Source organism: Anaeromyxobacter sp., assembly GCA_016718565.1.
Taxonomy (GTDB): Bacteria; Myxococcota; Myxococcia; order Myxococcales; family Anaeromyxobacteraceae; genus JADKCZ01.
In genome coordinates this window covers 189,820-211,733 of sequence record JADKCZ010000001.1, presented here as the reverse complement: position 1 = coordinate 211,733, position 21,914 = coordinate 189,820, and the positions used below count along the sequence as shown (strand labels likewise).

The 21,914-nt window shown below is 74.4% G+C and carries 20 protein-coding genes; 7 read left to right on the top strand and 13 right to left on the bottom strand.

Annotated features, from left to right (window positions below):
* Positions 1–3 precede the first annotated feature (3 nt).
* From IPO09_00905 to IPO09_00870, 8 genes are all read right to left on the bottom strand, one after another.
* Positions 4–894, bottom strand: coding sequence for a branched-chain amino acid ABC transporter permease (locus IPO09_00905; GenBank protein MBK9515911.1), 891 nt, complete (start codon positions 892–894; stop codon positions 4–6).
* Entirely contained in the window at positions 891–2,066 is a 1,176-nt protein-coding gene (locus tag IPO09_00900) for an ABC transporter substrate-binding protein (protein MBK9515910.1), read from the bottom strand. The genes IPO09_00905 and IPO09_00900 overlap by 4 nt, the downstream gene beginning before the upstream one ends.
* Positions 2,067–2,095: 29 nt before the next feature.
* A complete protein-coding gene (locus IPO09_00895) occupies positions 2,096–3,238 on the bottom strand; it encodes an ABC transporter substrate-binding protein (GenBank protein ID MBK9515909.1) in 1,143 nt (380 codons plus the stop codon).
* Positions 3,239–3,326: 88 nt separating this feature from the next.
* Positions 3,327–3,758: an amino acid-binding protein gene (locus IPO09_00890; protein MBK9515908.1), complete on the bottom strand. Its 432-nt coding sequence runs from the start codon at positions 3,756–3,758 to the stop codon at positions 3,327–3,329.
* 131 nt (positions 3,759–3,889) lie between these two features.
* Entirely contained in the window at positions 3,890–4,666 is a 777-nt protein-coding gene (locus IPO09_00885; GenBank protein ID MBK9515907.1) for a TerC family protein, read from the bottom strand.
* Between the two features lie 45 nt (positions 4,667–4,711).
* The gene (locus IPO09_00880) at positions 4,712–5,716 is read right to left on the bottom strand and encodes an MBL fold metallo-hydrolase (protein MBK9515906.1); all 1,005 of its coding nucleotides are present in this window, start codon (positions 5,714–5,716) and stop codon (positions 4,712–4,714) included.
* Positions 5,713–6,672, bottom strand: a complete 960-nt coding sequence (locus tag IPO09_00875; GenBank protein MBK9515905.1) for an electron transfer flavoprotein subunit alpha/FixB family protein — start codon at positions 6,670–6,672, stop codon at positions 5,713–5,715. The genes IPO09_00880 and IPO09_00875 overlap by 4 nt, the downstream gene beginning before the upstream one ends.
* A 19-nt stretch (positions 6,673–6,691) precedes the next feature.
* The gene (locus IPO09_00870; protein ID MBK9515904.1) at positions 6,692–7,495 is read right to left on the bottom strand and encodes an electron transfer flavoprotein subunit beta/FixA family protein; all 804 of its coding nucleotides are present in this window, start codon (positions 7,493–7,495) and stop codon (positions 6,692–6,694) included.
* A 225-nt stretch (positions 7,496–7,720) separates the two neighbouring features.
* On the opposite strand from IPO09_00870, the gene IPO09_00865 reads away from it, so the two are divergent.
* On the top strand, positions 7,721–8,215 hold the full coding sequence (locus tag IPO09_00865; GenBank protein MBK9515903.1) for a DUF3015 family protein: 495 nt from the start codon (positions 7,721–7,723) through the stop codon (positions 8,213–8,215).
* Positions 8,216–8,339: 124 nt separating this feature from the next.
* The gene (locus IPO09_00860) at positions 8,340–10,370 is read left to right on the top strand and encodes a DUF4105 domain-containing protein (protein MBK9515902.1); all 2,031 of its coding nucleotides are present in this window, start codon (positions 8,340–8,342) and stop codon (positions 10,368–10,370) included.
* A gap of 10 nt (positions 10,371–10,380) precedes the next feature.
* On the opposite strand, the gene IPO09_00855 is transcribed toward IPO09_00860, so the two are convergent.
* The 3 genes from IPO09_00855 to IPO09_00845 all read right to left on the bottom strand — a co-directional run bounded on the left by IPO09_00855 (position 10,381) and on the right by IPO09_00845 (position 13,271).
* Positions 10,381–11,094 carry an outer membrane beta-barrel protein gene (locus tag IPO09_00855; protein MBK9515901.1) on the bottom strand — a complete coding sequence of 238 codons (714 nt, stop codon included), beginning with the start codon at positions 11,092–11,094 and terminating at the stop codon, positions 10,381–10,383.
* Positions 11,095–11,257: 163 nt separating this feature from the next.
* Entirely contained in the window at positions 11,258–12,343 is a 1,086-nt protein-coding gene (gene buk / locus IPO09_00850) for a butyrate kinase (protein ID MBK9515900.1), read from the bottom strand.
* Positions 12,336–13,271, bottom strand: coding sequence for a phosphate butyryltransferase (locus IPO09_00845; protein MBK9515899.1), 936 nt, complete (start codon positions 13,269–13,271; stop codon positions 12,336–12,338). Before IPO09_00845 ends, buk begins: the two co-directional genes overlap by 8 nt.
* A gap of 132 nt (positions 13,272–13,403) precedes the next feature.
* Between IPO09_00845 and IPO09_00840 the strand changes: the two genes are divergently transcribed.
* The 5 genes from IPO09_00840 to IPO09_00820 all read left to right on the top strand — a co-directional run bounded on the left by IPO09_00840 (position 13,404) and on the right by IPO09_00820 (position 18,746).
* Complete coding sequence (locus tag IPO09_00840; protein MBK9515898.1) at positions 13,404–15,065, top strand: thiamine pyrophosphate-binding protein; 1,662 nt, start codon at positions 13,404–13,406, stop codon at positions 15,063–15,065.
* A gap of 2 nt (positions 15,066–15,067) precedes the next feature.
* The gene (locus IPO09_00835) at positions 15,068–15,547 is read left to right on the top strand and encodes an indolepyruvate oxidoreductase subunit beta (protein ID MBK9515897.1); all 480 of its coding nucleotides are present in this window, start codon (positions 15,068–15,070) and stop codon (positions 15,545–15,547) included.
* Positions 15,544–16,869: a phenylacetate--CoA ligase gene (locus IPO09_00830; GenBank protein ID MBK9515896.1), complete on the top strand. Its 1,326-nt coding sequence runs from the start codon at positions 15,544–15,546 to the stop codon at positions 16,867–16,869. Before IPO09_00835 ends, IPO09_00830 begins: the two co-directional genes overlap by 4 nt.
* Before the next feature lie 49 nt (positions 16,870–16,918).
* Positions 16,919–17,362, top strand: a complete 444-nt coding sequence (locus IPO09_00825) for an amino acid-binding protein (protein MBK9515895.1) — start codon at positions 16,919–16,921, stop codon at positions 17,360–17,362.
* 61 nt (positions 17,363–17,423) lie between these two features.
* Positions 17,424–18,746 (top strand): phenylacetate--CoA ligase, encoded by a 1,323-nt coding sequence (locus tag IPO09_00820; GenBank protein MBK9515894.1) that lies wholly within the window; start codon positions 17,424–17,426, stop codon positions 18,744–18,746.
* On the opposite strand, the gene IPO09_00815 is transcribed toward IPO09_00820, so the two are convergent.
* Complete coding sequence (locus IPO09_00815; GenBank protein ID MBK9515893.1) at positions 18,743–20,068, bottom strand: hypothetical protein; 1,326 nt, start codon at positions 20,066–20,068, stop codon at positions 18,743–18,745. The two genes, IPO09_00820 and IPO09_00815, sit on opposite strands and share 4 nt — an antisense overlap.
* A gap of 155 nt (positions 20,069–20,223) precedes the next feature.
* On the bottom strand, positions 20,224–21,495 hold the full coding sequence (locus IPO09_00810; GenBank protein MBK9515892.1) for a hypothetical protein: 1,272 nt from the start codon (positions 21,493–21,495) through the stop codon (positions 20,224–20,226).
* Positions 21,496–21,914 lie beyond the last annotated feature (419 nt).

Below are 21,914 nucleotides of genomic sequence, written 5' to 3'. Positions count from 1 at the left end.
GGCTCAGTAGGCCTTGAGCCGCGAGAGCTCGCGGCTGCCGAAGAGCCCGGAGGGGCGGAGGAAGAGCAGGCCGAGCAGGAGCGCGATGGCCACCGCGTCCTTGAAGGCGGCCGGCAGCACCGCGATGGAGAAGGCCTCCAGGGTGCCGAGCAGGAAGCCGGCCGCCACCGCCGCCGCCGAGTTGCCCAGGCCGCCCAGGATGGCCACGGTGAACCCCTTGATGGCCAGCGAGCCCCCGATGTCGTAGCGGGTGTAGGTGATGGGCGAGACCACGCAGCCGGCCAGGGCCCCGATGCCGGCCGAGAGGACGAAGGAGAGGGTCACCAGGTTGCGGGTGGAGAGGCCGCACAGCGCCGCCGCCTCGCGGTTGGAGGCGCAGGCCCGCATCTCCCGCCCGGTGCGGGTGTGGCGGAAGAAGAGCGCCAGGGCCGCCACCACCAGGGCGCAGGTGCCCAGGCTCCAGAGCACCTGCGGCGAGACCCGCACCCCGCCCAGGTCGAGCGCCGAGACCTCGTCGCCGCTGAAGTAGGGCAGGGAGCGCACCTGCTCGCCCCAGGCGAGCAGCGCCGCCTCGCGCAGCACGATGGAGAGGCCGATGGTGATGATGATGAGCCTGAGGACCGAGGGCCGCCGGAGCCAGCGGATGAAGGCCACCTCCACCAGCGCCCCCACCAGCATGGTGCTGGCCACCGCCCCCAGGATGGCCAGCGGCAGCGGCACCACCCGGTGCAGCGACACCGCCGTCATCCCCCCCAGCATGACGAACTCGCCCTGGGCGAAGTTGATGATGCCGGTGGTGTTGTAGATGATGTTGAAGCCGATCCCCACCACCGCGTAGATGGTGCCGTAGGTCAGCCCGGCGACGAGGTACTGGAGGGCGTTCTCGGTCGTCACGGCTGCTTGCTGGTCAGCGGCACGAACCTGCCGTCCTTCACCGTGAGCATCTCGAAGGCGCCGGCGTCGAGGCCGTTGTGGTCGGTGGCCGAGAAGTTGAACACCCCGGCCGTGCCGACCAGGCCGCGCGTCCCCTCGATGGCGGCGCGCACCTTCTCGCGGTCGCCGCCCCCCTCGCCGAGCGCCTTCACCAGCACCGTGAAGGCGTCGTAGCCGTGGCCGCCGAAGGTGCTGACGTCCTCCTTGAAGCGGGCCTCGTAGGCCGCCTTGTAGCCGGCCACCACCTTCTTCTGCGGGTGGGTCTCCGGCAGGCCGTCGGCCACCACGACGCGGCTGGCCGGGAAGACCACCCCCTCGGCGGCCGCCCCGGCGGCCCGGGCGTACTGCACGTTGGCGAAGCCGTGGCTCTGGTAGGCCGGCACCTCCAGCCCCACCTGGCGGAGGTTCTTCAGCACGATGGACTGGGCCGGCTCGATGGACCAGTTGAGCACCGCCTGCACCCCGGCGGCCTTCAGCTTGGTGACCTCGGCGGTCAGGTCGGTGGCCGCCTTGTCGTAGACCTCGCTCACCAGCACCTGGATGCCGGCGGCGCCGGCGCGCTTCTCCACCTGGTCCTTGCCGGCCTTGCCGAAGCCGGTGTTGCTGGAGAGCAGGCCGATGCGGGTGGTGCCGGCCGCCTTCATGCGGGCGAAGATCAGGTCCACCGCGTCGGCGTCCTTGGGGGCCACCTTGAAGACCCAGCGCGCCAGCGGGTTCACGATCACCTCGGCGGCGGCGCAGGAGAGCAGGATGGTCTGGCCCTGCTCGGCCAGGGCCTTGATGGCCATGGTCTCGCCGCTGGTGGAGGGGCCGATGATGGCCACCACCTGCTCCTCGTCGATGAGCTGCTTGGCGAAGGAGACCGCCTTCTCCGGGCTGCCGCCCGAGTCGCGCAGCAGCAGCTGGAGGGGCCGGCCGCCCACGCCGCCCCGGGCGTTCTGCTGCTCCACCAGCATCTCCAGGGTGCGGGCCTCGGGGGCGCCCAGGTTGGAGGCCGGGCCGGTGACGGCCAGGATGGCGCCCACCTTGATGGGGTCGGCGGCCAGGGCCGGGGTGGGGCCGAGCAGGGCGGCGGCCAGGCAGGCCGCGGCGGCGAGGGCGGGGGCGAGGGCGGGGGTGCGCGCGCGGGTCATATGGGCTCCGGGGGCGATGGGCCGGGTGGTCACTTGGCGCCCAGCAGGGCGAACTTGCCGTCCTTCACCGTGAGGAGCTCGAAGGAGTCGAGCCCCAGGCCGTTGTGGTCGGTGGGCGAGAAGCCGAAGGTGCCGCTGACGCCCACCACCCCGGAGAGCTTCTCCACCGCGCTGCGCACCGCCTCGCGCTCGGTGCCGGCCGCCTTGACGGCCTGGGACAGGAGCAGGAGCGCGTCGTAGGCGTAGCCGCCGAAGCCGGAGACGTCCTCCTTGAAGCGGGCCTCGTAGGCCTTCTTGTAGGCCACCAGCACCTGCTTCTGCGGGTGCTTCTCCGGCAGCGCCTCGGCCACCACCACCCGGCCCATGGGGAAGACCACCCCCTCGGCGGCGGCCCCGGCCGCCTTGACGTACTGGATGTTGCCGAAGCCGTGGCTCTGGAAGATGGGGATGGTCAGGCCCAGCTGGCGGGCGTTCTTGATGACGATGGCCTGGGCCGGCTCGATCGACCAGTTCACCAGCGCCTGCACGCCGGCCGCCTTCACCTTGGTGACCTCGGCGGTCAGGTCGGTGGCCGCCTTGTCGTAGGTCTCGGAGACCAGGATCTGGACGCCGAACTCCGGCGCCAGCTTCTCCAGCTGCTCCTTGCCGGCCTTGCCGAAGCCGGTGTTGCTGGTGAGGACGCCCACCTTGGTGAGCCCCTGCTTCCGGAGCTGCTGGAAGATCATGGCGGCGGCGTGGCTGTCCTTCTGGGCGGTCTTGAAGACCCACCTGGCCACCGGGTTCACGATCACCTCGGCCGCGGCGCAGGAGAGCAGGAGCGTGCCGGAGCCCTCGGCCAGCCCCTTCACCGCCATGGTCTCGCCGCTGGTGGACGGGCCGATGATGGCGAAGACCTGCTCCTCGTCGATGAGCTGCTTGGCGAAGGAGACCGCCTTCTCCGGGCTGCCGCCGGTGTCCTTGACGATGAGCTGCACCGGGCGACCGCCCAGGCCGCCCCGGGCGTTCAGGTCCTCCACCGCCATCTCCAGGGTCCGCTGCTCCGGACCTCCCAGGAAGGAGGCCGGGCCGGTGACGGACAAGAGGGCGCCCACCTTGAGCGGCTCGGCGGCGCGGGCCGGGAGCGCCAGGGTGAGCAGGGCGAGCAGCAGGGGCAGCGGGGAGGGGAGCCTCATGTCGGTGCCTTCCTCGTCGTCGGGGTTGGCCGGGGCGCCGTGCCCCGGGTGCGGCCTTCGTGGTGCGGTGCGGGGGCGGCGCGGCGGATCACGCGGCGTGGACCTCGGCGGCGTCGAGCACCCGCAGGCGGGCCGCGGCCAGCGCGGCCACCGCGCCGTCGTGGTCCTCGACCCGGAACAGGATGATGGCCTCCTCGCCCTGGCGGCGGGCGAAGGCGTACATGTACTCGACCGCCAGGCCCCTGGCGGAGAGGGCCCGCAGCACGGCGGCCAGGCCGCCCGGGCTGTCGGGGATGCCCACCGCCACCACCGGCGTGCTGGTGGTGGTGAAGCCGGCGGCCTTCAGGGCGGCGCGGGCGCGCTCGGGCTGGTCGACCACCAGGCGCAGGATGCCGAACTCGGCCATGTCGGCCAGGGCCAGGGCCCGCACGTTGACGGCGCCCCCGGCCAGCACCTCGGCCACCTCGGCGAGGCGACCCGCCGCGTTCTCGAGGAAGACCGAGAGCTGCACCACCGACATGAGGCGCCTCCAGGGAAGGGGGCGAGGATACCCGATCGGCCCTGGCGCCGCCCTCCCCGTCTGGCGGAGGGGCGGCCGGCCAGGTCCCCGGGGGCGTGGCTGGCCCTGACCCCCGGCGCCCACCCCGGTGGTCAGGCCGGCGGCGGCCCCGCCCGCTCCTCGGCCGGCCCGTGCAGGTGGACCGGCGCCGCCTTGGCCTTGCGCATCCGCTGGTTGAGCAGCTCCACCAGCAGCGAGAAGGCCATGGCGAAGTAGATGTAGCCCTTGTCGACGTGCTTGCCGAAGGCCTCGGCCACCAGCATGACGCCGATGAGGATCAGGAAGGAGAGGGCCAGCATCTTCACGGTGGGGTGGCGCTCCACGAACTCGCCCACCGGCCCGGCGAAGATCAGCATGACCCCCACCGCCAGCACCATGGCCGCCACCATGACCGGCAGGTGCTGCGCCATGCCCACCGCGGTGATGACCGAGTCGAGCGAGAAGACGATGTCCAGCACCGCGATCTGGGTGATGACCCCCCAGAAGGCGCCGGCGCCCTTGGGGCCGGGCCTGGGGGCGTGCTCCACCTCCAGCTTGTCGTGGATCTCGAAGGTGGCCTTGGCGATGAGGAAGAGGCCGCCGCCGAGCAGGATGAGGTCGCGGCCCGAGATGTCGTGCCCCAGCACCGCGAAGAGCGGCTGGGTCAGCCCCATCACCCAGGAGATGGCGAAGAGCAGGCCGAGCCGGGTGAGCAGGGCGAAGGCCAGGCCGAGGCGGCGCGCCTTGGGCTGCTCGTGGGCCGGCAGCCGCCCGGCCAGGATGGTGAGGAAGACGATGTTGTCGAGCCCCAGCACGATCTCCATGGCCGACAGGGTGGCCAGGGCGATCCAGGTGTCGGGCTGCGCGAAGAGGGCGAGGAGGTCCGTCATGGCCCCCTACATCGCCCGCCCGGGCGTGGGTTGTCGAGGGGCGAATCAGCCCGCCAGCCGGTACTCGAACCCGCCGCCCACCAGCTGGCGCGCCACCTCGCCGCGCGCCTGCATGACCTCCAGGTTGGCCACCGCCTCGCTCACCGTCAGGAAGGCCTCGTGCGGCCGGGAGAGCGGGAAGAGCGCGCTGGTGAGCTGCCAGCCGGTGCGCGGCCCCCCGGCCAGGAAGCCGGCCAGCCGCGCCTGCCGCTTCAGGTAGAAGCCGGTCAGGCCGTCGATGACCCGGCGGTGGCCGGAGAACGGCGGCCCGTGGCCCGGCAGCACCAGCGCCAGCTCGAGGGCGCGGGTCCTGGCCAGCGAGGCCAGGTAGGCCAGCAGCGGCCGGAAGAAGCCGTCCTGCCCGTCGGGTCCCAGCTCGATGAGCGGGTTGGGCGAGATCCGCTCCAGCAGGTGGTCGGCCGGCAGCAGCAGGCCGAGCCGGGGCTCGTGCAGCGCCACCAGCCCGGGCGTGTGGCCGGGGAAGTGGCGCACCTCGAAGCGCACCGCGCGCCCCTCCACCACGTCGCCCTCGCCGATGGGCTGGACGTCGGGCACGCGGCGCGACAGGCCGTGGCTCCGCTCGCCGGCCTGGCGCATCACCAGCCGCACCTCGGCCGGCACGCCGAGCCGCTCGAAGTGGGCGTCGAAGGCCGGCATGAGGGCGGCGAAGGCGGGGCCGGCCTCGTCGAGCTTGGGGGCGTCGGCCGGGTGGGCCAGCACCTCCACCGCGCGCCCGGCCTGCTCCGCCACGAAGCGGGCCGCGCCGAAGTGGTCCACGTGGCCGTGGCTCACCACGATGCGGCGCACCTGCGAGAGGGAGAACCCCAGCCGTGCGAAGCCGGCCAGCAGGGCGGCCTGCGCCTCGTCGGAGCCCAGCCCGGCGTCGAAGAGGGTCAGGCCCCCGTCGGCCTGCTCGATGACGTACAGGTTGACCGGCCCGCCGGCGGCGGCGAACGGGATGGGAATGGCGATCCGGTGGACCCCCAGCCCGGCCAGGTCCGGCTCGGTCACGTGCCGGCCTTGATCCTCGCCTCCAGCTCCGGCAGCACCTTGAAGAGGTCGCCCACCAGGCCGAAGTCGGCCACGGCGAAGACCGGGGCCTCCGGGTCCTTGTTGATGGCCACGATCACCTTGGAGCCCTTCATGCCCGCCAGGTGCTGGATGGCCCCCGAGATGCCGGCCGCCACGTAGAGCTCCGGCGCCACCACCTTGCCGGTCTGGCCCACCTGCCAGTCGTTGGGCACCCAGCCGGCGTCCACCGCGGCGCGGCTGGCGCCCACCGCGGCGCCCAGCAGGTCGGCCAGCGCCTCGATGGGCTTGAAGTCGCCCTTGGTGCCGCGCCCGCCGGACACCACCACCCGGGCCTCGGTCAGCTCGGGCCGGGCCGACTTCACCTCGGTGAACTCCACGAAGCGGGTCCGGAGCGCCCCCGGCGTCACCGCCACCACCTTCACCTCGCCCGGCGCCGCCGCCGGCGTGGCCGGCGCGAACTCGGTGGGGCGGATGGTGAAGGCCTTCACGGCGGTGCCCAGCGCCACGTCGGCCACCACGTTGCCGGCCCACATGGGGCGGCGCAGCAGCACCTCGGCCCCCTGGCCGGCGAAGGCCAGCACCTCGGTGGCCATGGCGGCGTCGAGCAGCGCGGCCGCCCTGGGCAGCAGGTCCTTGCCGCCGGAGGTGGCGGCCCCGCCCACCCAGGTGGCGCCGCAGGCCCGGGCGATCTGCACCACCACCGGCGCGGCCGCCTCGGCCAGGCCGTGGGCCAGGGCCGCGTGGTCGGCCGCGTGGACCGTCACCCCCAGCGCCGCCAGCGCGGCGGGGGCGCCGCCCAGGCCGTGGCCCAGCAGCGCCACGTGGAGCTGCCCGCCGGTGCGGGCGCAGAGCAGCTGCCCGGCCCCCACGGCGTTCAGGGAGGACTTCTTGAGCTGCCCGCCGGACTGCTCGGCGACGACGAGGACGTTGGCCATGGTGTCGGTTCTCCCGGTCCTAGAGGACCTTCGCGTCCACGTGCAGCTTCTTCCAGAGCTCGTCCACGTCGGCCACCTTCAGGCCGCCCTGCCGCCGGGGCGGCTCGGCCAGCGCGCGGATGACCACCTGCGGGGTGAGGTCCACGCCCAGCGAGGCGGCCGGCAGGTCCTTCAGCTCCTTCTTCTTGGCCTTCATGATCCCGGGCAGCGAGGCGAAGCGCGGCTTGTTGAGCCTGAGGTCCACCGTCACCACCGCCGGCAGGTCGAGCTCCAAGGTCTCCACGCCGCCGTCCACCTCGCGCACCACCTGGATCGCCTGGCCGGAGGCGCCGAGCTTCAGGCCGGGCTGCTTCTTCTGCTCGGCCTCGCTCTCCAGCCCCTCCTTCTTGGAGGCGAAGGTGCCCTGCGGCAGCCCGAGGCGGGCGGCCAGGTACTGGCCGGCCTGGTTCTGGTCGTCGTCGATGGACTGCTTGCCGAGCAGCACCAGGTCCGGCTTCTCCTGCTCGCAGAGCCTGGCGAGCAGCGCCGACACCACCACCGGGTCGAGCGGCCCCTCGTGGCGCACCAGCACGCCTCGATCGGCCCCCATGGCCAGCGCGGCCCGGATCTCGGTCTGGGCCTTGTCGCCGCCGATGGAGGCCACCACCACCTCGCCGCCGTGGGCCTCGCGGAGCCGCAGGGCCTCCTCGACGGCGATCTCGTCGAAGGGGTTCATCTTGTAGTTCACGCCTTCGGTCACGATGCCCGAACCGTCCGGCTTCACACGGATCTTCGACTCGGGGTCCTCGACGCGCTTCGCGGTCACCAGGATCTTCAACGCCATGGACGCGGCCTCCGTTGATTCCAAAATCGGTCGTGGGAGTATGCCGTTTGGCCCGGTGCGTCGCAATGCCACCTCCGCGGGAGACGCCTGGCCGGTCGGGGAGCGCCCCGCCCGGGACGATCACGCGGGCCTTCTTCGGGGTTATGCGGTGTGACTCTGCGTTTCAGGGGACTTCACCCACCGACACTTTCACCCGCAGCCCACACCACACCAAGGAGCGATCGAATGAAGAAGATCCTGGCAGTCCTCGCGGGCATCCTCGTGGCAAGCGTCACCCTCGCGGCCGAGACGGGCGCGGGCCTCAAGGGCAACGGCGCCTACGGCGCGGCCGGCTGCGGCCTCGGCTCGCTGGTCTTCTCCAACCAGCCGGGCGCGGTGCAGATCTTCGCCGCCACCACCAACGGCACCTTCGGCAGCCAGACGTTCGGCATCACCTCCGGCACCTCCAACTGCGGCTCCTCGATGGTGGCCTCGGGCACCAAGAACTTCGTGGACGCCAACCGCGAGGCGCTGGCCAAGGACATGAGCCGCGGCCAGGGCGAGACCATCGGCGCGCTCACCTGGATGGCCGGCTGCAAGGACTCGCGCGAGGTCGGCGCCCGCCTGCAGGCCAGCTACGGCACCATCATCCCGAGCGAGCAGGCCACCAGCGAGGAGATCGCCAACAAGCTGCTCGAGACGCTCAAGGCCGACCAGGCGCTGGGCTGCAAGATCGGCTAGCTCCATCCGCCGCGGAGCCCGCGGCGCCGTGTTTCACCCAGGGGAGCCTTCGCGAGAGGGCTCCCCTTCGTTTACCCTCGTGCCGCCCGTGCCCCCCGCCCTCCTCCCCTCCGCGCCCACCCGCCTGCTCCTGGCCGTGCTCCTGGCGCTCTGCGCCTCGGGCCGGGCGGAGGCGACCGCGCACCCGGGGCCGGACCCGACCGCGACCGCACCCGCGACCCTGACCGCACCCCTGACCGCGACCGCGACCCCGACCCCGACCGCCGCCCCGCTCGACCTGGCGGCCCTGTCGGCCCGCGCCCGGGCGCTCCACCTGGCCGACTCACCCGCCTGGCGCCGCCTCGGCCACTGGCGCCCGCGCTGGCTCGGCGGCGTGAAGGGGGAGAACGACGCGCCCGCCTTCTACCGCTCGCCCGAGGGGCAATACGACCCGGCCGCAGAGCTCGACGCCACCCTGGCCGGCCTGCTCACGCCGCCGCCGCCCGGCGGCGACGAGCTCGCCGACGCCCGCTGCCGCTTCCCGGCGCGGGCCCGCTACCTGGCGGGCGCCCTCGGCTTCGAGCTCGACGCCCTGCCGGCCCGCCCCTGCCCGCGGCTGGCCGAGTTCGTGGAGCGGGTGCAGGCCCGCAGCGTCACGGTGGTCTTCTCCAGCTACTACCTGAACAGCCCGGCCAGCGCCTTCGGCCACACCTTCCTCCGGCTCAACCGGGCCGAGACGGCGCGCGCCGGCAAGACCCAGGAGCTGCTCGACTACGGGGTGGACTACTCGGCCCAGGTCGACACCGGCAACGCGGTGCTCTACGCGGTGAAGGGGCTGTTCGGCCTCTTCAAGGGGACCTTCAACCACTACCCCTACTACTACAAGGTCCGCGAGTACGCGGACTTCGAGTCGCGCGATCTCTGGGAGTACGACCTCGACCTCGCGCCCGCCGAGGTGGCCCAGCTGGTGGACCACCTGTGGGAGCTGGGCGGCGCCTGGTTCGACTACTGGTACCTCGACGAGAACTGCAGCTACCACGTGCTGGGGGCGCTGGAGGCGGCCGCGCCGCGCCTGGACCTGACCAGCTGGGTGGCCCCGCGGCCGCTCACCGTGCCGGCCGACACGGTGAAGGCGCTCCTGCGCAACCCCGGGCTGGTGCGCGCCTCCCACTACCGCCCGGCCGTGCGCACCCAGTTCGAGGCCCGGGTGCGCACCCTCACGCCCGCCGCCGCCGGGGCGGTGGAGGCGCTGGCCGCCGACGCCGCCGCGCCGCTGCCCGCCGCGGCCAGCCCGGCCGAGCAGGCCGCCGCGCTCGACGCCGCCGCCGACCTCCTCGACCTGCGCCACGGCAAGGGGATGCTGCTCGGCGAGAAGCCCTGGGCCTCGGCCAACCGGCAGGCGCTGCTGGTGCGCCGCGCCGGCCTGCGGGTGGTCTCGCCGGAGCTGGTGCTGCCGCCGCCCGAGACCTTGCGCCCGGAGCGCGGCCACGGGTCCCTGCGCGCCGGGCTGGGGGGCGGCCTGACCCGCCCGCTCGGCACCGGCCGGCCGCAGGGCGGCTTCGCCACCCTGGACCTCCGGCTCTGCCTGCACGATCTCCTCGACCCGCCCGACGGCTACCCGGCCCACTCGCAGATCGAGTTCCTGCCCACCCGCCTGCGCTGGGACGCCCGCGCCGCCCGGCTCGAGCTGGACGAGACCTCGGCGGTGCGCATCGTGTCGCTCTCGCCCGCCACCCGCTTCGACCTGCGCCCGTCCTGGCGCTTCCGGCTGGGCGCCGAGGTGCTGCGCGACGCCGGCTGCGACCGCTGCACCGCCGGGGTGCTGGCGGCCGGCGGCGGCCTGGCGGTGGCGCTGGTGCCGGGCGCGCTCGACGCCGCCCTCTTCGCCGACGCCGAGGTCACCGGCTCGGCGGGCCTGGGGGGCTGGGGCGGCGGGCGGCTCCGGGTCGGCCTGGGGCCCGGCGGCCTCCTGCGGGCCCGGCTCGGCCAGAAGGTGGCGCTGCTGGCGCAGGGCGCCTGGCGCTGGCTGCCGGAGGCGGCACCGCGCGAGACCTTCGGCGTGGACCTGGCGGCCCGCTTCCACCTCTCGCGCGGCCTGTCCCTGGCCCTCGAGGCGCGCCGCCGCCCGGAGGAGGCGGCGCTGGGGCTCACGCTCTACGCCTACGACTGGCTGTGACCGGGTGAGCTCAGTACCAGTCGCAGCCCAGGTAGAGCGCCCAGAAGCCGGAGGTCTCCGGCTGGGTGTCGGAGGAGCCGTAGCTCTGGCCCGAGTAGTCGAGGTTGACCGTCAGGTTCCACCCCTGCCCGAGCCAGAAGGCGTAGCCCACGCCCACCAGCATGTTCACGCCGTTGTAGGTCTCGCGGCCGAGCGCGTCGAGGTCCCAGACCAGGGCCGAGACGCCCACCCCGCCGCGGACCAGGAAGCCCTCGCCCTGCGGGAACCAGGTGAGCATCAGATCGTAGTTGTTGATCTGGGCCATGGTGTTGGCGCCGCCCTCGCTCGACTGGGCGCTCATGACGTTCACGTCGAGGCCGAGGAGCAGGCGCGGCGTCAGGGTCGCGCCCACCTTGAACCCGAGCGCCAGCTTGGTGGTGTCGCGGTCGAAGTTCATCTCGGTGAGCGTGAAGCTGTCGCCCTGGCCGGAGACGTGGCCGTCGCCGGTGCCGAGGTGGAAGCCGATGTACCAGGGGCTGCGCTGGTGGCGGCGCGGCGCCATGGCCAGGGCCGGCGGCGGCGCGGGCTGCACCGGCACCGCCTGGTAGACCGGGTTCTGGGGCGGCGGCGCCTCGCTGGTCACCGGGACGGCCGGGTAGACCGGGTTCTGGGGCGGCGGCGGCTCCTGGGCCAGGGCGAGGGCTGGCACGAGCAGCGCGGCGGCGACGAGCGGGGCAAGGCGCATGAGGGGTCCTCCTCGGGTGGAGCCCCACTCTACACCGGGGGTGCGGTCAAGGCCGGGATCCGGCGCGCCGGAGGCCCCGCGAACGCTGAGGCTCCTGATCTGGATCAGGAAAATCGGACCGGCGACGGCGGCCCGGGCCCGGACCAGCCCCCGGACCCACCGCTCAGGCCGGGCGGGCCGGCGCGTAGGCCCTGGCCGGCTCCTCGCCGGAGAGCACCCGCAGGGCCCCCTCGGCCAGCGCCTGGAGCTCGTCCTCGCCCGGGAAGAGGTGTACCGGCGCGATGAAGGCCACCCGCCGCCGCACCGCCTCCACCACCGGATCCAGGAAGGCCAGCCCGCCGGTGAGCAGCACCGCGTCCACCCGCCCCTCCAGCGCCGCCGCCAGCCCGCCGGCCGCCTTGGCCACCTGGTAGGCCAGGGCCTCCATCACCAGGCCGGCCGCCTGGTCCCCCGCCGCGGCGCGCCGCAGCACCTCGCGCGCGTCGCGGGTGCCGGTCAGGCTGAAGAGCCCGCCGTCGCCGAAGAGCCGCCGCTTCACCTCGCGGGCCTCGGCGCCGGGCGCGAAGCACAGGTCCACCACCGCGGTGACGGGCACCCCGCCGGCCCGGTCGCCGGAGAACGGCCCCTCGTCCTGCGGGTTGACCACGTCCACCATGCGCCCGCCCGCCAGGGCCGCCAGGCTGACCCCGGTGCCCATGTGCACCACCACCAGGCGCAGGTCCGTGAGCGGCCGGCCCACCGCTGCGGCGTGCCGGCGCGCCACCGCCCTGAGGTTGAGGGCGTGGGAGAAGGAGCGGCGCGTCACCCCGCGCAGCCCGGTCAGCCGCGCCACCGGCTCGAGCTCGTCCACCGAGACCGGGTCCACGATGAAGGCCGGGCAGCCGTAGGCGTCGGCCACCAGCCGGGCCAGCGGGGCGCCCAGGTTGGAGGCGTGCTCGCCGCGCTCGGCCCGCTCCAGGTCGGCCAGCAGGGCCGCGTCCACCACGTAGGTGCCGGCCTCGAGCGGCGGCAGGAGCCCGCCCCGCCCCACCGCCGCGGCCAGGTGGCCCGGGCCCACCCCGGCCGCGGCCAGGAAGGCCCGCACCGCCGCCAGCCGCGCCGGCCGCTCGTCCCACACCCGGCCGAGCGGCCGCGCCATCAGCTCGGGGTGCTCCAGGCGCGCCGTCTGCTCGGGGCGCGGCCCGCGGAAGAGCGCCAGCTTGGTGGAGCCGGCGCCGGGGTTGATGGCCAGCACCAGGGGCTCAGCCACGGGCGCCCCCCTGCGGCGTGGCCGCCAGCACCCCGAGGGCGATCGACAGGAGCTTGTCCTCGGCCCGCTCCACCCGGCTGGGGATGAGCACCGGCGCCAGCGCCCCCACCAGCACGTGGGCCACCCGGGCGTGGGCCAGGTAGGTGAAGGCCTTCCCCAGGGTGTTGCCGGCCTCGATGGTGGGCGCCAGCAGGACGTCGGCCCGCCCCGCCACCGGGTGGTCGATGCCCTTCTCGCGCGCCGCCTCCACCGAGAGCGCGTTGTCGAGGGCCAGCGGCCCCGACACCAGGCAGCCGGCCAGCTCGCCGCGGGCGTTCAGCTCGGCCAGCGCCTGGGCGTCCTCCGTGTGGGGCATGGCGGGCGACACCTTCTCCACGGCGCACAGGCAGGCCACCCGCGGCCGGTCGTGGCCGAGCCGGCGGAAGAGGGCCACCGCGTTCTCCACGATGGCCTTCTTCTGGGCCAGGTCCGGCGCCACGTTGACGCCGCCGTCGGTGACCCCCACCAGGCGCGGCTCCTGCGAGAGCGGGTGGTCGGCCACCAGCACGTCGGAGAGCAGCCGCCCCTCCTGGCGCAGCCCGGTGCGGCGGTCCAGCACCGCCCGCAGGAGGTCGGCGGTCTGCAGCCGCCCCTTCATGAGCACGGCCGCCTCGCCGGCGCGCACCATGCCCACCGCCCGGCGCGCCGCGTCGGCGTCGTCGGCGGCGGCCACCAGCTCGAAGAGGGCCGGGTCCTCCTGCAGCTCCTGCAGCCGGCGGCGCAGCTGGGCCGGGTCGCCGGTCAGCACCACGTCGGCCAGCCGCTGCCGCCGGGCCAGGCAGGCGGCCTGGAGGGCGGTGGTGCTCTCGGCCGCGGCCACCACGAGCCGCACCGGGCCGCGGGCGCGGGCCTCGGCGAGGAGCCGGTCGAGCGTGGGGATGGGCATCATCGCCGGGGTTCACTAAGATGGCCGGCCCACGACGTCGCAGTCGGGCACCGCCCTGGGTTTGTAGCCCGGAACGGGGTCAGCCTGCACGCCACGGTCGGCGCCACGCGCGGCGCGACGGAGCACCACCCCCCTATGGAACGACGGCTCCTCTCTGGTGACGAAGCGGTGGCGGCGGCGGCCCTGGACGCCGGCGTGCACCTCGGCACCGGCTACCCAGGCACGCCCTCCACCGAGATCCTGGAGGCCTTCGACGCCCTGGGCGGCCGGGCCCAGTGGGCCCCCAACGAGAAGGTGGCCCTGGAGGTCGGCCTGGGGGCCGCCTACGGCGGCGCCCGCTGCCTGGTCACCATGAAGCACGTGGGGCTCAACGTGGCCGCCGACCCGCTCTTCACCGCCGCCTACACCGGCGTGCAGGGCGGGCTGGTGGTGGTGGCGGCCGACGACCCGGGCATGGCCTCCTCCCAGAACGAGCAGGACTCGCGCCGCTACGCGGTGGCGGCCGGGCTCCCCATGCTGGAGCCGGCCGACTCGCAGGAGGCCTACGACCTGATGCTGGCGGCCTTCGAGCTGTCGGAGCGGTGGCAGCTGCCGGTGCTCTTCCGCATGACCACCCGGGTGTGCCACGGCAAGTCCATCGTGACCCGCCACGCCACGCGCGCCCCCGCCGCGGTGCAGCCCTTCCAGCGCGACATCCCCACCCGCGTGATGATCCCGGCCTACGCCCGGCCGGCCCACAAGAAGCTGCGCCAGAAGCTGGCGGCGCTGCAGGTCTTCGCCGAGGGCTCGGCGCTCAACGTGTGGCGCCCCGGCGACGTGCTGCTGGGCGTCATCGCCAACGGCGTCACCGCCCGCCACGTCCGCGAGGCGGCGCCGGAGGCCTCGCTCTTCGAGGTCAAGACCATCCACCCGCTGCCGCTGGCCAAGCTGCGCGAGTTCGCCGCCTCGGTGGAGCGCTGCGTGGTCATCGAGGAGGGCGACCCGGTCATCGCCGACGCCTGCCTGGCCGCCGGCCTGCGGGTGGAGGGCAAGCCGGAGGCCTTCCGCTTCGGCGAGCTGGACGTGGACCGGGTGCGCCGCATCCTGGCCCGCGACACCAGCCCGGAGCCGGTGGCCCCGCGCGGCAAGCCGCCCATGCTCTGCGAGGCCTGCCCCTACCACCCGGTCTACGCCTCGCTGCGCAAGCACGACTGCATCGTGGCCGGCGACATCGGCTGCTACACGCTGGGCGTGCTGCCGCCCTACCTGGGCATGGACACCTGCGTGGCCATGGGCGCCTCGCTGGGCGTGGGGCTGGGGCTGCGCCACGTGCTGCCGGAGGCCGACGCCCGCCGGGTGGTCTCGCTCATCGGCGACTCCACCTTCGTGCACTCGGGCATCAACGGCCTGGTCGAGATGGTCTACAACCCGCCCGCCACCGGCCACGTGCTGGTGGTGCTCGACAACGGCACCACCGCCATGACCGGGCAGCAGGAGCACCCCGGCACCGGCCGGACGCTGGACCACGAGCAGACCACCCGGCTCTCCATCGAGGGCATCGCCACCGCGCTGGGGGTGAAGAACGTGGACGTGGTGGACCCCATCGCCGACCCGGGCTCCTTCGAGCGGCTGCTGGTCGACCGGCTCGGCCGCAACGAGCTCTCGGTCATCGTGTCGCGGCGCGCCTGCATCCTGGCGGCGGCCGACATCCGGACCTACGACAAGGCGAACGCGGCCAAGGCCCTGCTGGTGGTGGACGGGGCCGGCCCGGCCCAGCCGGCCGGCTGCGGCGGCACCTGCACCTCCGAGGAGGCCTGACCATGGCCACCCGGGTGGTCAACGTGGTGGTGGCCGGGCTGGGCGGCCAGGGGGCCATCAAGGCCTCCGACATCCTGGCCGACGCCGCCTTCCGGGCCGGCTTCGACGTCAAGAAGGCCGAGATCCACGGCATGAGCCAGCGGGGCGGCTCGGTGACCAGCGACGTGCGCTACGGCACCGAGGTGCTCTCGCCCATGATCCCGCGCGGCGAGGCCGACTTCCTGGTGGTGCTGGCCGGGAGCGAGGTGGAGGTGAACCGCCCCAACCTCCGGCCCGGCGGCGTCCTCATCCCGCCCGACGCCATCAACGAGGCGGACCTGCCCAACCGCCGCTCGCTCAACGTGGCGCTGCTGGGCGTGCTGGCGGCGCGCCTCGACCTGGCCGACGAGCACTGGCTGGCCGCCATCCGGGCCGCGCTGCCGGAGCGGCTGCACGAGGTGAACGAGAAGGCCTACCGCCTCGGCAAGGAGTCGGTGCGATGAGGACCGCCTGGAACGACGCCCCGGCCGCCTTCCACCCGGCCAGCGCGCCCGACTACCTGCCGCGCGCCCAGCTCGAGGCGCTGCAGCTGGGCCGGCTGCAGGCGGTGGTGCGGCGCGCCTACGAGCGGGTGCCGCTCTTCCGCGAGCGCATGGAGCAGCGCGACCTGGGGCCCGAGGCGATCAGGGGGCTGCCGGACCTGGGGCTGCTGCCCTTCACGGTGAAGACCGACCTGCGCGACACCTACCCCTTCGGCCTGTTCGCCTCGCCCATGGAGGAGGTGGTGCGGCTGCACGCCTCCTCCGGCACCACCGGCAAGCCCATCGTGGTGGCCTACACCGAGGCCGACCTGCAGGTCTGGACCAGCGTGATGGTCCGCTCCTTCGCCGCCTGCGGCCTGCACCAGGGCGACGTGGTGCAGAACGCCTACGGCTACGGCCTCTTCACCGGCGGCCTGGGGGCCCACTACGGCGCCGAGGCGCTGGGGGCCACCGTCATCCCCATCTCCGGCGGCAACACCGAGCGGCAGCTCATGGTGCTGGCCGACTTCGGGGTCACCGCCATCTGCTGCACCCCGAGCTACATGGTGCACCTCATCGAGCGGGCCAAGGAGGCCGGGGTCGGCTTCGGCAAGCTGAAGGTGGGCGTCTTCGGCGCCGAGCCCTGGAGCGAGGAGATGCGGCAGCACATCCAGGCCGAGACCGGCATCCGGGCCCACGACATCTACGGCCTCTCCGAGATCATCGGCCCGGGCGTGGGCATCGAGTGCCTGCACCGCGACGGCCTGCACCTCTTCGAGGACCACTTCTACCCGGAGATCATCGACCCGGTCAGCGGCGCGGTGCTGCCGGACGGCAGCGAGGGCGAGCTGGTGCTCACCACCCTCTCCAAGCAGGCCATGCCGATGCTCCGCTACCGCACCCGGGACATCACCAGCCTGCACCCGGACCCCTGCCCCTGCGGCCGGACCATCCGGCGCATCCGCCGCATCGGCCGCCGCTCCGACGACATGTTCATCATCCGCGGCGTCAACGTCTTCCCGTCGCAGGTGGAGGCGGCCCTGCTCAAGGTGGAGGGCACCCTGCCGCACTACCAGATCGTGCTGACCCGGCAGAAGGGGCTGGACGAGATGGAGGTGCAGGTGGAGGTGACGGCCGCGTTCTTCTCCGACCGGATCCGCGGGCTGGAGGCGCTGCAGGACCAGCTGGCCGACGCCATCGAGCACACCATCGGCATCCGGGTGAAGGTCCACCTGGTGCAGCCCAAGACCCTGGCCCGCAGCGAGGGCAAGGCCAAGCGGGTCGTCGACCAGCGCAAGATCTGAGCGCGCCGGGGGGCCCCTCGGGGCCGCCCGCGCCCGCACCGGAGCCACCATGAAGATCCGCCAGCTGTCGCTCTTCCTCGAGAACCGCCCCGGCCAGCTCCGCGTGCCCTGCAAGGTGCTGGGCGACGCCGGCATCGACATCCTCACCATGTCGCTGGCCGACACCCAGCAGTTCGGCATCCTGCGCCTCATCGTCAAGGACTGGGCGCGGGCCAAGCAGCTGCTGGAGGCGGCCGGGCAGGTGGTCAACGTCACCGACCTCCTGGCCCTCGACGTGCCGGACCAGGCCGGGGGCCTGGCCGCGGTGCTGGAGGTCTTCGAGCGGACCGGCCTGGGCGTCGAGTACATGTACCCCTTCACGATGCGCGAGCGCGGCAAGGCCGCCACCCTGCTCTTCCGCCTGGAGGAGCCGGACGCCGCCGCGGTGAAGCTGGCCGCCGCCGGGGTCCAGCTGGTCTCGGCCGGCGAGCTCTTCCGGCGCGCCGGGGCCTAGCGGCGCCGCCCGGCCGCCGCCCCTCCCGCGGCCACCACCCCGAGAGAGCCCTCCCGCCCCCGTGACCACCCTGCTCGTCGAGAACCGGCTCTTCGACCCGGCCGAGGCCCTGCCGCGCCCCGAGCTGGCCGCCCTGCAGCTCGGCCGCCTGCGCCAGACCGTGGCCCAGGCCGGCCGGGTGCCCTTCTACCGGGCGGCCCTGGCCGCCGCGGGCGTGGGCCCGGACGACCTGCGCTCGCTCGACGACCTGCGCCGCCTGCCCTTCACGGTGAAGGACGACATGCGGGCCCACTACCCGCTCGGCCTGCTGGCGGTGCCGCGCGCCGAGATCGCGCGCGTGCACGGCTCGTCCGGCACCACCGGCATGCCCACCTTCGTGGCCTACACCCGCCGCGACCTCGAGACCTGGTCCGGGCTGGTGGCCCGGGTCCTCACCGCCGGGGGGCTCCGCCCCGGCCACCTGGTGCACGTGGCCTTCGGCTACGGCCTCTTCACCGGCGGGTTCGGGCTGCACGCCGGCATCGAGCGGGTGGGGGCCGGGGTGGTCCCCGCCGGCGGCGGCAACACCCCGCGCCAGGTGCTGCTGCTGCGCGACCTGGCCGCCGACGCCCTCATCTGCACCCCCTCCTACGCCTTCCACCTGGCCGAGGTGATCCGCGACGCCGGCCTGCCGCGCTCAGACCTGGCGCTGCGCTTCGGCCACTTCGGCGGCGAGCCCTGGACCGAGGAGCTGCGCGAGGCGCTGGAGCGCGACCTCGGCATCCTGGCCTTCAACAACTACGGCCTCTCCGAGGTGATCGGCCCGGGCGTCTCCGGCGAGTGCGGGGCGCGGCGCGGCATGCACGTGGCCGAGGACCACTTCCTGGTGGAGTGCCTGGATCCGGAGACCCTGGCCCCGCGGCCCGACGGGGAGGTGGGCGAGCTGTGCTTCACCTCGCTCACCAAGGAGGCCATGCCGGTGCTGCGCTACCGCACCCGGGATCTCGCCTCGCTGGACCGCTCGCCCTGCCCCTGCGGCCGCACCGGCGTGCGCATGAGCCGGGTGGTGGGGCGCACCGACGACATGCTCATCATCCGCGGGGTGAACGTCTTCCCCAGCCAGGTGGAGGAGGCGCTGCTGCGGGTGGAGGGGACGGCGCCGCACTACCTCATCGAGGTGTCGCGCCCGGGCGCGCTCGACGAGGCCACCGTCAAGGTGGAGGTGCGCCCGGCCGACTTCTCGGACGAGATGCGCCGGCTGGTGGCGCTGCGGGACCGCATCGACCGCGAGATCCACGCGGTCACCGGCATCCGCATGACGGTGGAGCTGGTGGCGCCGGGCTCCATCGAGCGCTCCGCCGGCAAGGCCCGGCGGGTGGTGGACCACCGCAAGGCCGGGCCCTAGAACGCGTAGCGCGTCGCCAGCTCCAGCTGCCCGGAGAGCACCTCGCGGTCGGTGGGCCCCACGAAGACCGTCCGGTAGACCGTGTACTCGGCCCCCACGCTCCAGCCGGTGGCCAGCTCCAGGGTGGCGCCGCCCGAGACCTGGGCGCTCTCCAGCACCACCGTGGCGGTGGGCGGGTTGAAGGGCAGGTCGGCGCGCGCCGCCGCCTCGAGGCCGGCGCCGACGAAGAGCGCCAGGCCCGGCAGCGGGGCCAGGGAGAGCTGGGCCCAGCCGCCCGCCACCGCCACGCCGGTCACCGCCACCAGCCCGCCGGCGCCGGAGAGGCTGCCGGTGGCGCCCTGGCTGGCGGTGTTGAGCACGTCGAGGTTCTTGCCCGCGTAGCCCGCGCCCGCCAGGGTCAGCCAGGGCAGGTCGAGGCGGAGGTCCAGCGCCGCGCCGTAGGCGTCCAGGCTGGCGTCCACGCCGCCGGCCATGCGGTAGGTCTCGCGCCCGGCGTGGCCCGACAGGCCCACCTCCAGCAGCGGGGCGCCGCCGCGCCGCCAGGCCAGCGCCACCCGCCCCTCCACGTCCGGCAGGCCGGAGCGCTCGCCCACGCCGGTGGGGCTGGCGGCCGACGGCACCGGGGTGGTGGCGCGGTCGAGCGGGGCCAGCAGGGCCGCGCCGGCCGAGAGCGCCAGGTCGCCGCCGCCGGCCACCGAGAGCCGCACCTGCGGGGCGCGGCGGCTGAGGAGGCCGGCCCCCTCGAAGCGCGGGATGGCCACGTGCGCCAGGCTCACCGCCCGGTGCGGGCCGCCCATGAGCCCGTCGGCCTGGCCGACCAGCAGCGTCAGGCCGGCCAGCCGCTCCCACCGCGCCGAGAGCCAGGCCTGGCGGAGCCGCACCAGCGGCTGCGCCCCGTCGCCCGCGGCCAGGCCGCCGGCGAAGTCGAGCTCCACCCGCCCGGCCAGGGCCGCCCCGGACAGGCGGCCGTCGCCGGGGGCGGCCAGGCCCAGGTGCAGGCGGCTCTGGCCGATGGTCATGCCGAAGGTCCTGGCCGTGTCGGGCGGCAGGGCGTAGCTGGCCAGGTGGTGGTCGTCGAGCCCGCCGAAGCCCGAGGCCGCGGTGAGGGTGAGCGCGCCGCCGAGCTCGAGGGTGAAGAGCGGGGCGGCCGCCGCGCCGGCGGGGAGCGCCGCCGTCGTGCCCGCGGTCGGGGCCGTGGTGGTGATGACCGTGGTGGTGGTGGTGGTCGTGACCGTGGCCGGCGCCGCGGCGTCGGCGGCCGGCGCCTGGGCGCGCCCGGCGAGCGGCAGGGCGGCGAGGCAGAGGAGGGCGAGGCGGGTCATCGAGGCGCTCCCGGGGTGAGGTGGCGCCGGACTCTAGACGGGCGGGCCTGATTCGGGAACCCCGTTCGCGCCGCTCCCCATCGACACCTCGACCCCGGCCGCACCCGCGTGGGCGGGGCGGGCGGGGCCGAGGGCGCAGCGGCTCCGGGGTGCGGCTAGAAGGCGTACAGCGTGGACAGCTCCACCTGGCTGGCGGTCTGCTTCACCGGGGTGGTGTCGTTGTAGGTGGTCTTGTACTCGGTGTACTCCAGGGCCGCCCTCCACTTGGGCGCCACGTTGACCACCAGGCCGGCGGAGAGCTGCTGGTTCTCCTTCACGGTGGTGGCGCTGACGGGCAGATCGCCGACGGTGGGCTTCTCCATGCCGCCGCCGAGGAGGAGCTGCCAGCCGGCCACCGGGGTCACCTGGAGCTGGACCCAGCCGCCCTTGGTGGAGATGGCGTCCACCGTGGCCGGCGGGGTGCCGGCGCCCGCGCGGACGCCGGGCGTGACGGTGGCCCACACGTCGATGTTGTCGCCCGAGAAGGCCGAGCCGACCAGCGTGACCATCGAGACGTCGAGCTTGAAGTCGACCGCCATCCCCTGGCTCGGCACCGTCTTGTTGGCGTTGCCGGTGACCAGGTACTTGTCCTCGCCGTAGTGGCCGGAGACGCCGAGCTCGAACATGTTCTTCTTCTCGGGCCGGTAGACCACGGCGACGCGGGCCTCGACGTCCGGGAGGCCCGAGCGCTCACCCACGCCGGCGCCGCTCGTCACCACCGCGCCCGCGGTGGCCTTGTCCATCGGCGCGAGCAGGGCGGCGTCCCACTTCAGCGCCACCGCGCCGCCGAGGTCGCCGGAGAGGCGGAGCTGCGGCGCGCGGCGGTAGAGGAAGCCGGCGCCGGCGAAGCGCGGCAGCGCCAGGTGGCCGAGGCTGGTGGCGAAGTAGGGCCCCGTGAAGACGCCCCAGGTCTGGCCGACGGTGAGGGTCAGGTTGCCGAGGTCCTTCCAGGTGGCGGCGGCCCAGGCGTGGCGCAGGCGCAGGAGGGGGAGCGAGGCGTCACCGCCCACGCCGCCGCCCATGAAGTCGATCTCGACGAGCCCCTTGAGCTTGGCGTCGCCGAGGAGCCCGCCGCCGGGCAGGCCGAGGACGGCGCGCAGGCGGCTCTGGCGGACCTGCATGCCCACGGCGTGCTCGCCCGGCAGGCCGGCGGTGGCGCGGGCCGGCAGGTCGGCGGGGGCCGAGGTGTTGCCGGAGTTGAAGAAGGAGTTGAAGACCAGCCAGCCGCCCCAGTCGATGGTCAGGGCGGCGGGGGCGGGCGCGGCCACGGGGGCCGCCGCGGGGGCGGGGGCGACCACCGCGGCAGGCTCGACGGGGGCGGGCGGGGTCTGGGCGAGGGCCGCGAGCGGCAGGGCGGCGGCGAGGACCAGGGCGAGGCGTCTCGTCATTCGGGTCTCCTTGGGAGGTGGGCAGCCAGGCGGGGGGACGGCGGTGCGGCGCGGAGCGGGCGAGGCGCCGGCCTCGCTTCACTGTGGGTGACGACTGGGGGCGGCGGGTGCTGCGGGCGCAGGAAAGGCGCGAATGATATGCGCTCCGGACGTGAAAGGGCCAGCGCCGAGCGTGTCACTGCCAGTTGATTCTCCGGTCAGCCAGGTCCGCGATATTCGGAGCGACGCGGCGGTGCGGCGACGACCGAGACCAGGTCGCAGCGGCACCCCGGGTACCCCCGATCGGGCCGGCGACCCACCTCGACCGGACCATCAGGCGCAAGTTTGACGCACGGTGTCGTCGGTCTTTCGTTGACTTCGAATCAGCGGGGAACCAAGTAGAAGGGCCGCCCCCCGCAGGTCCCGGACTTCACGCTCCG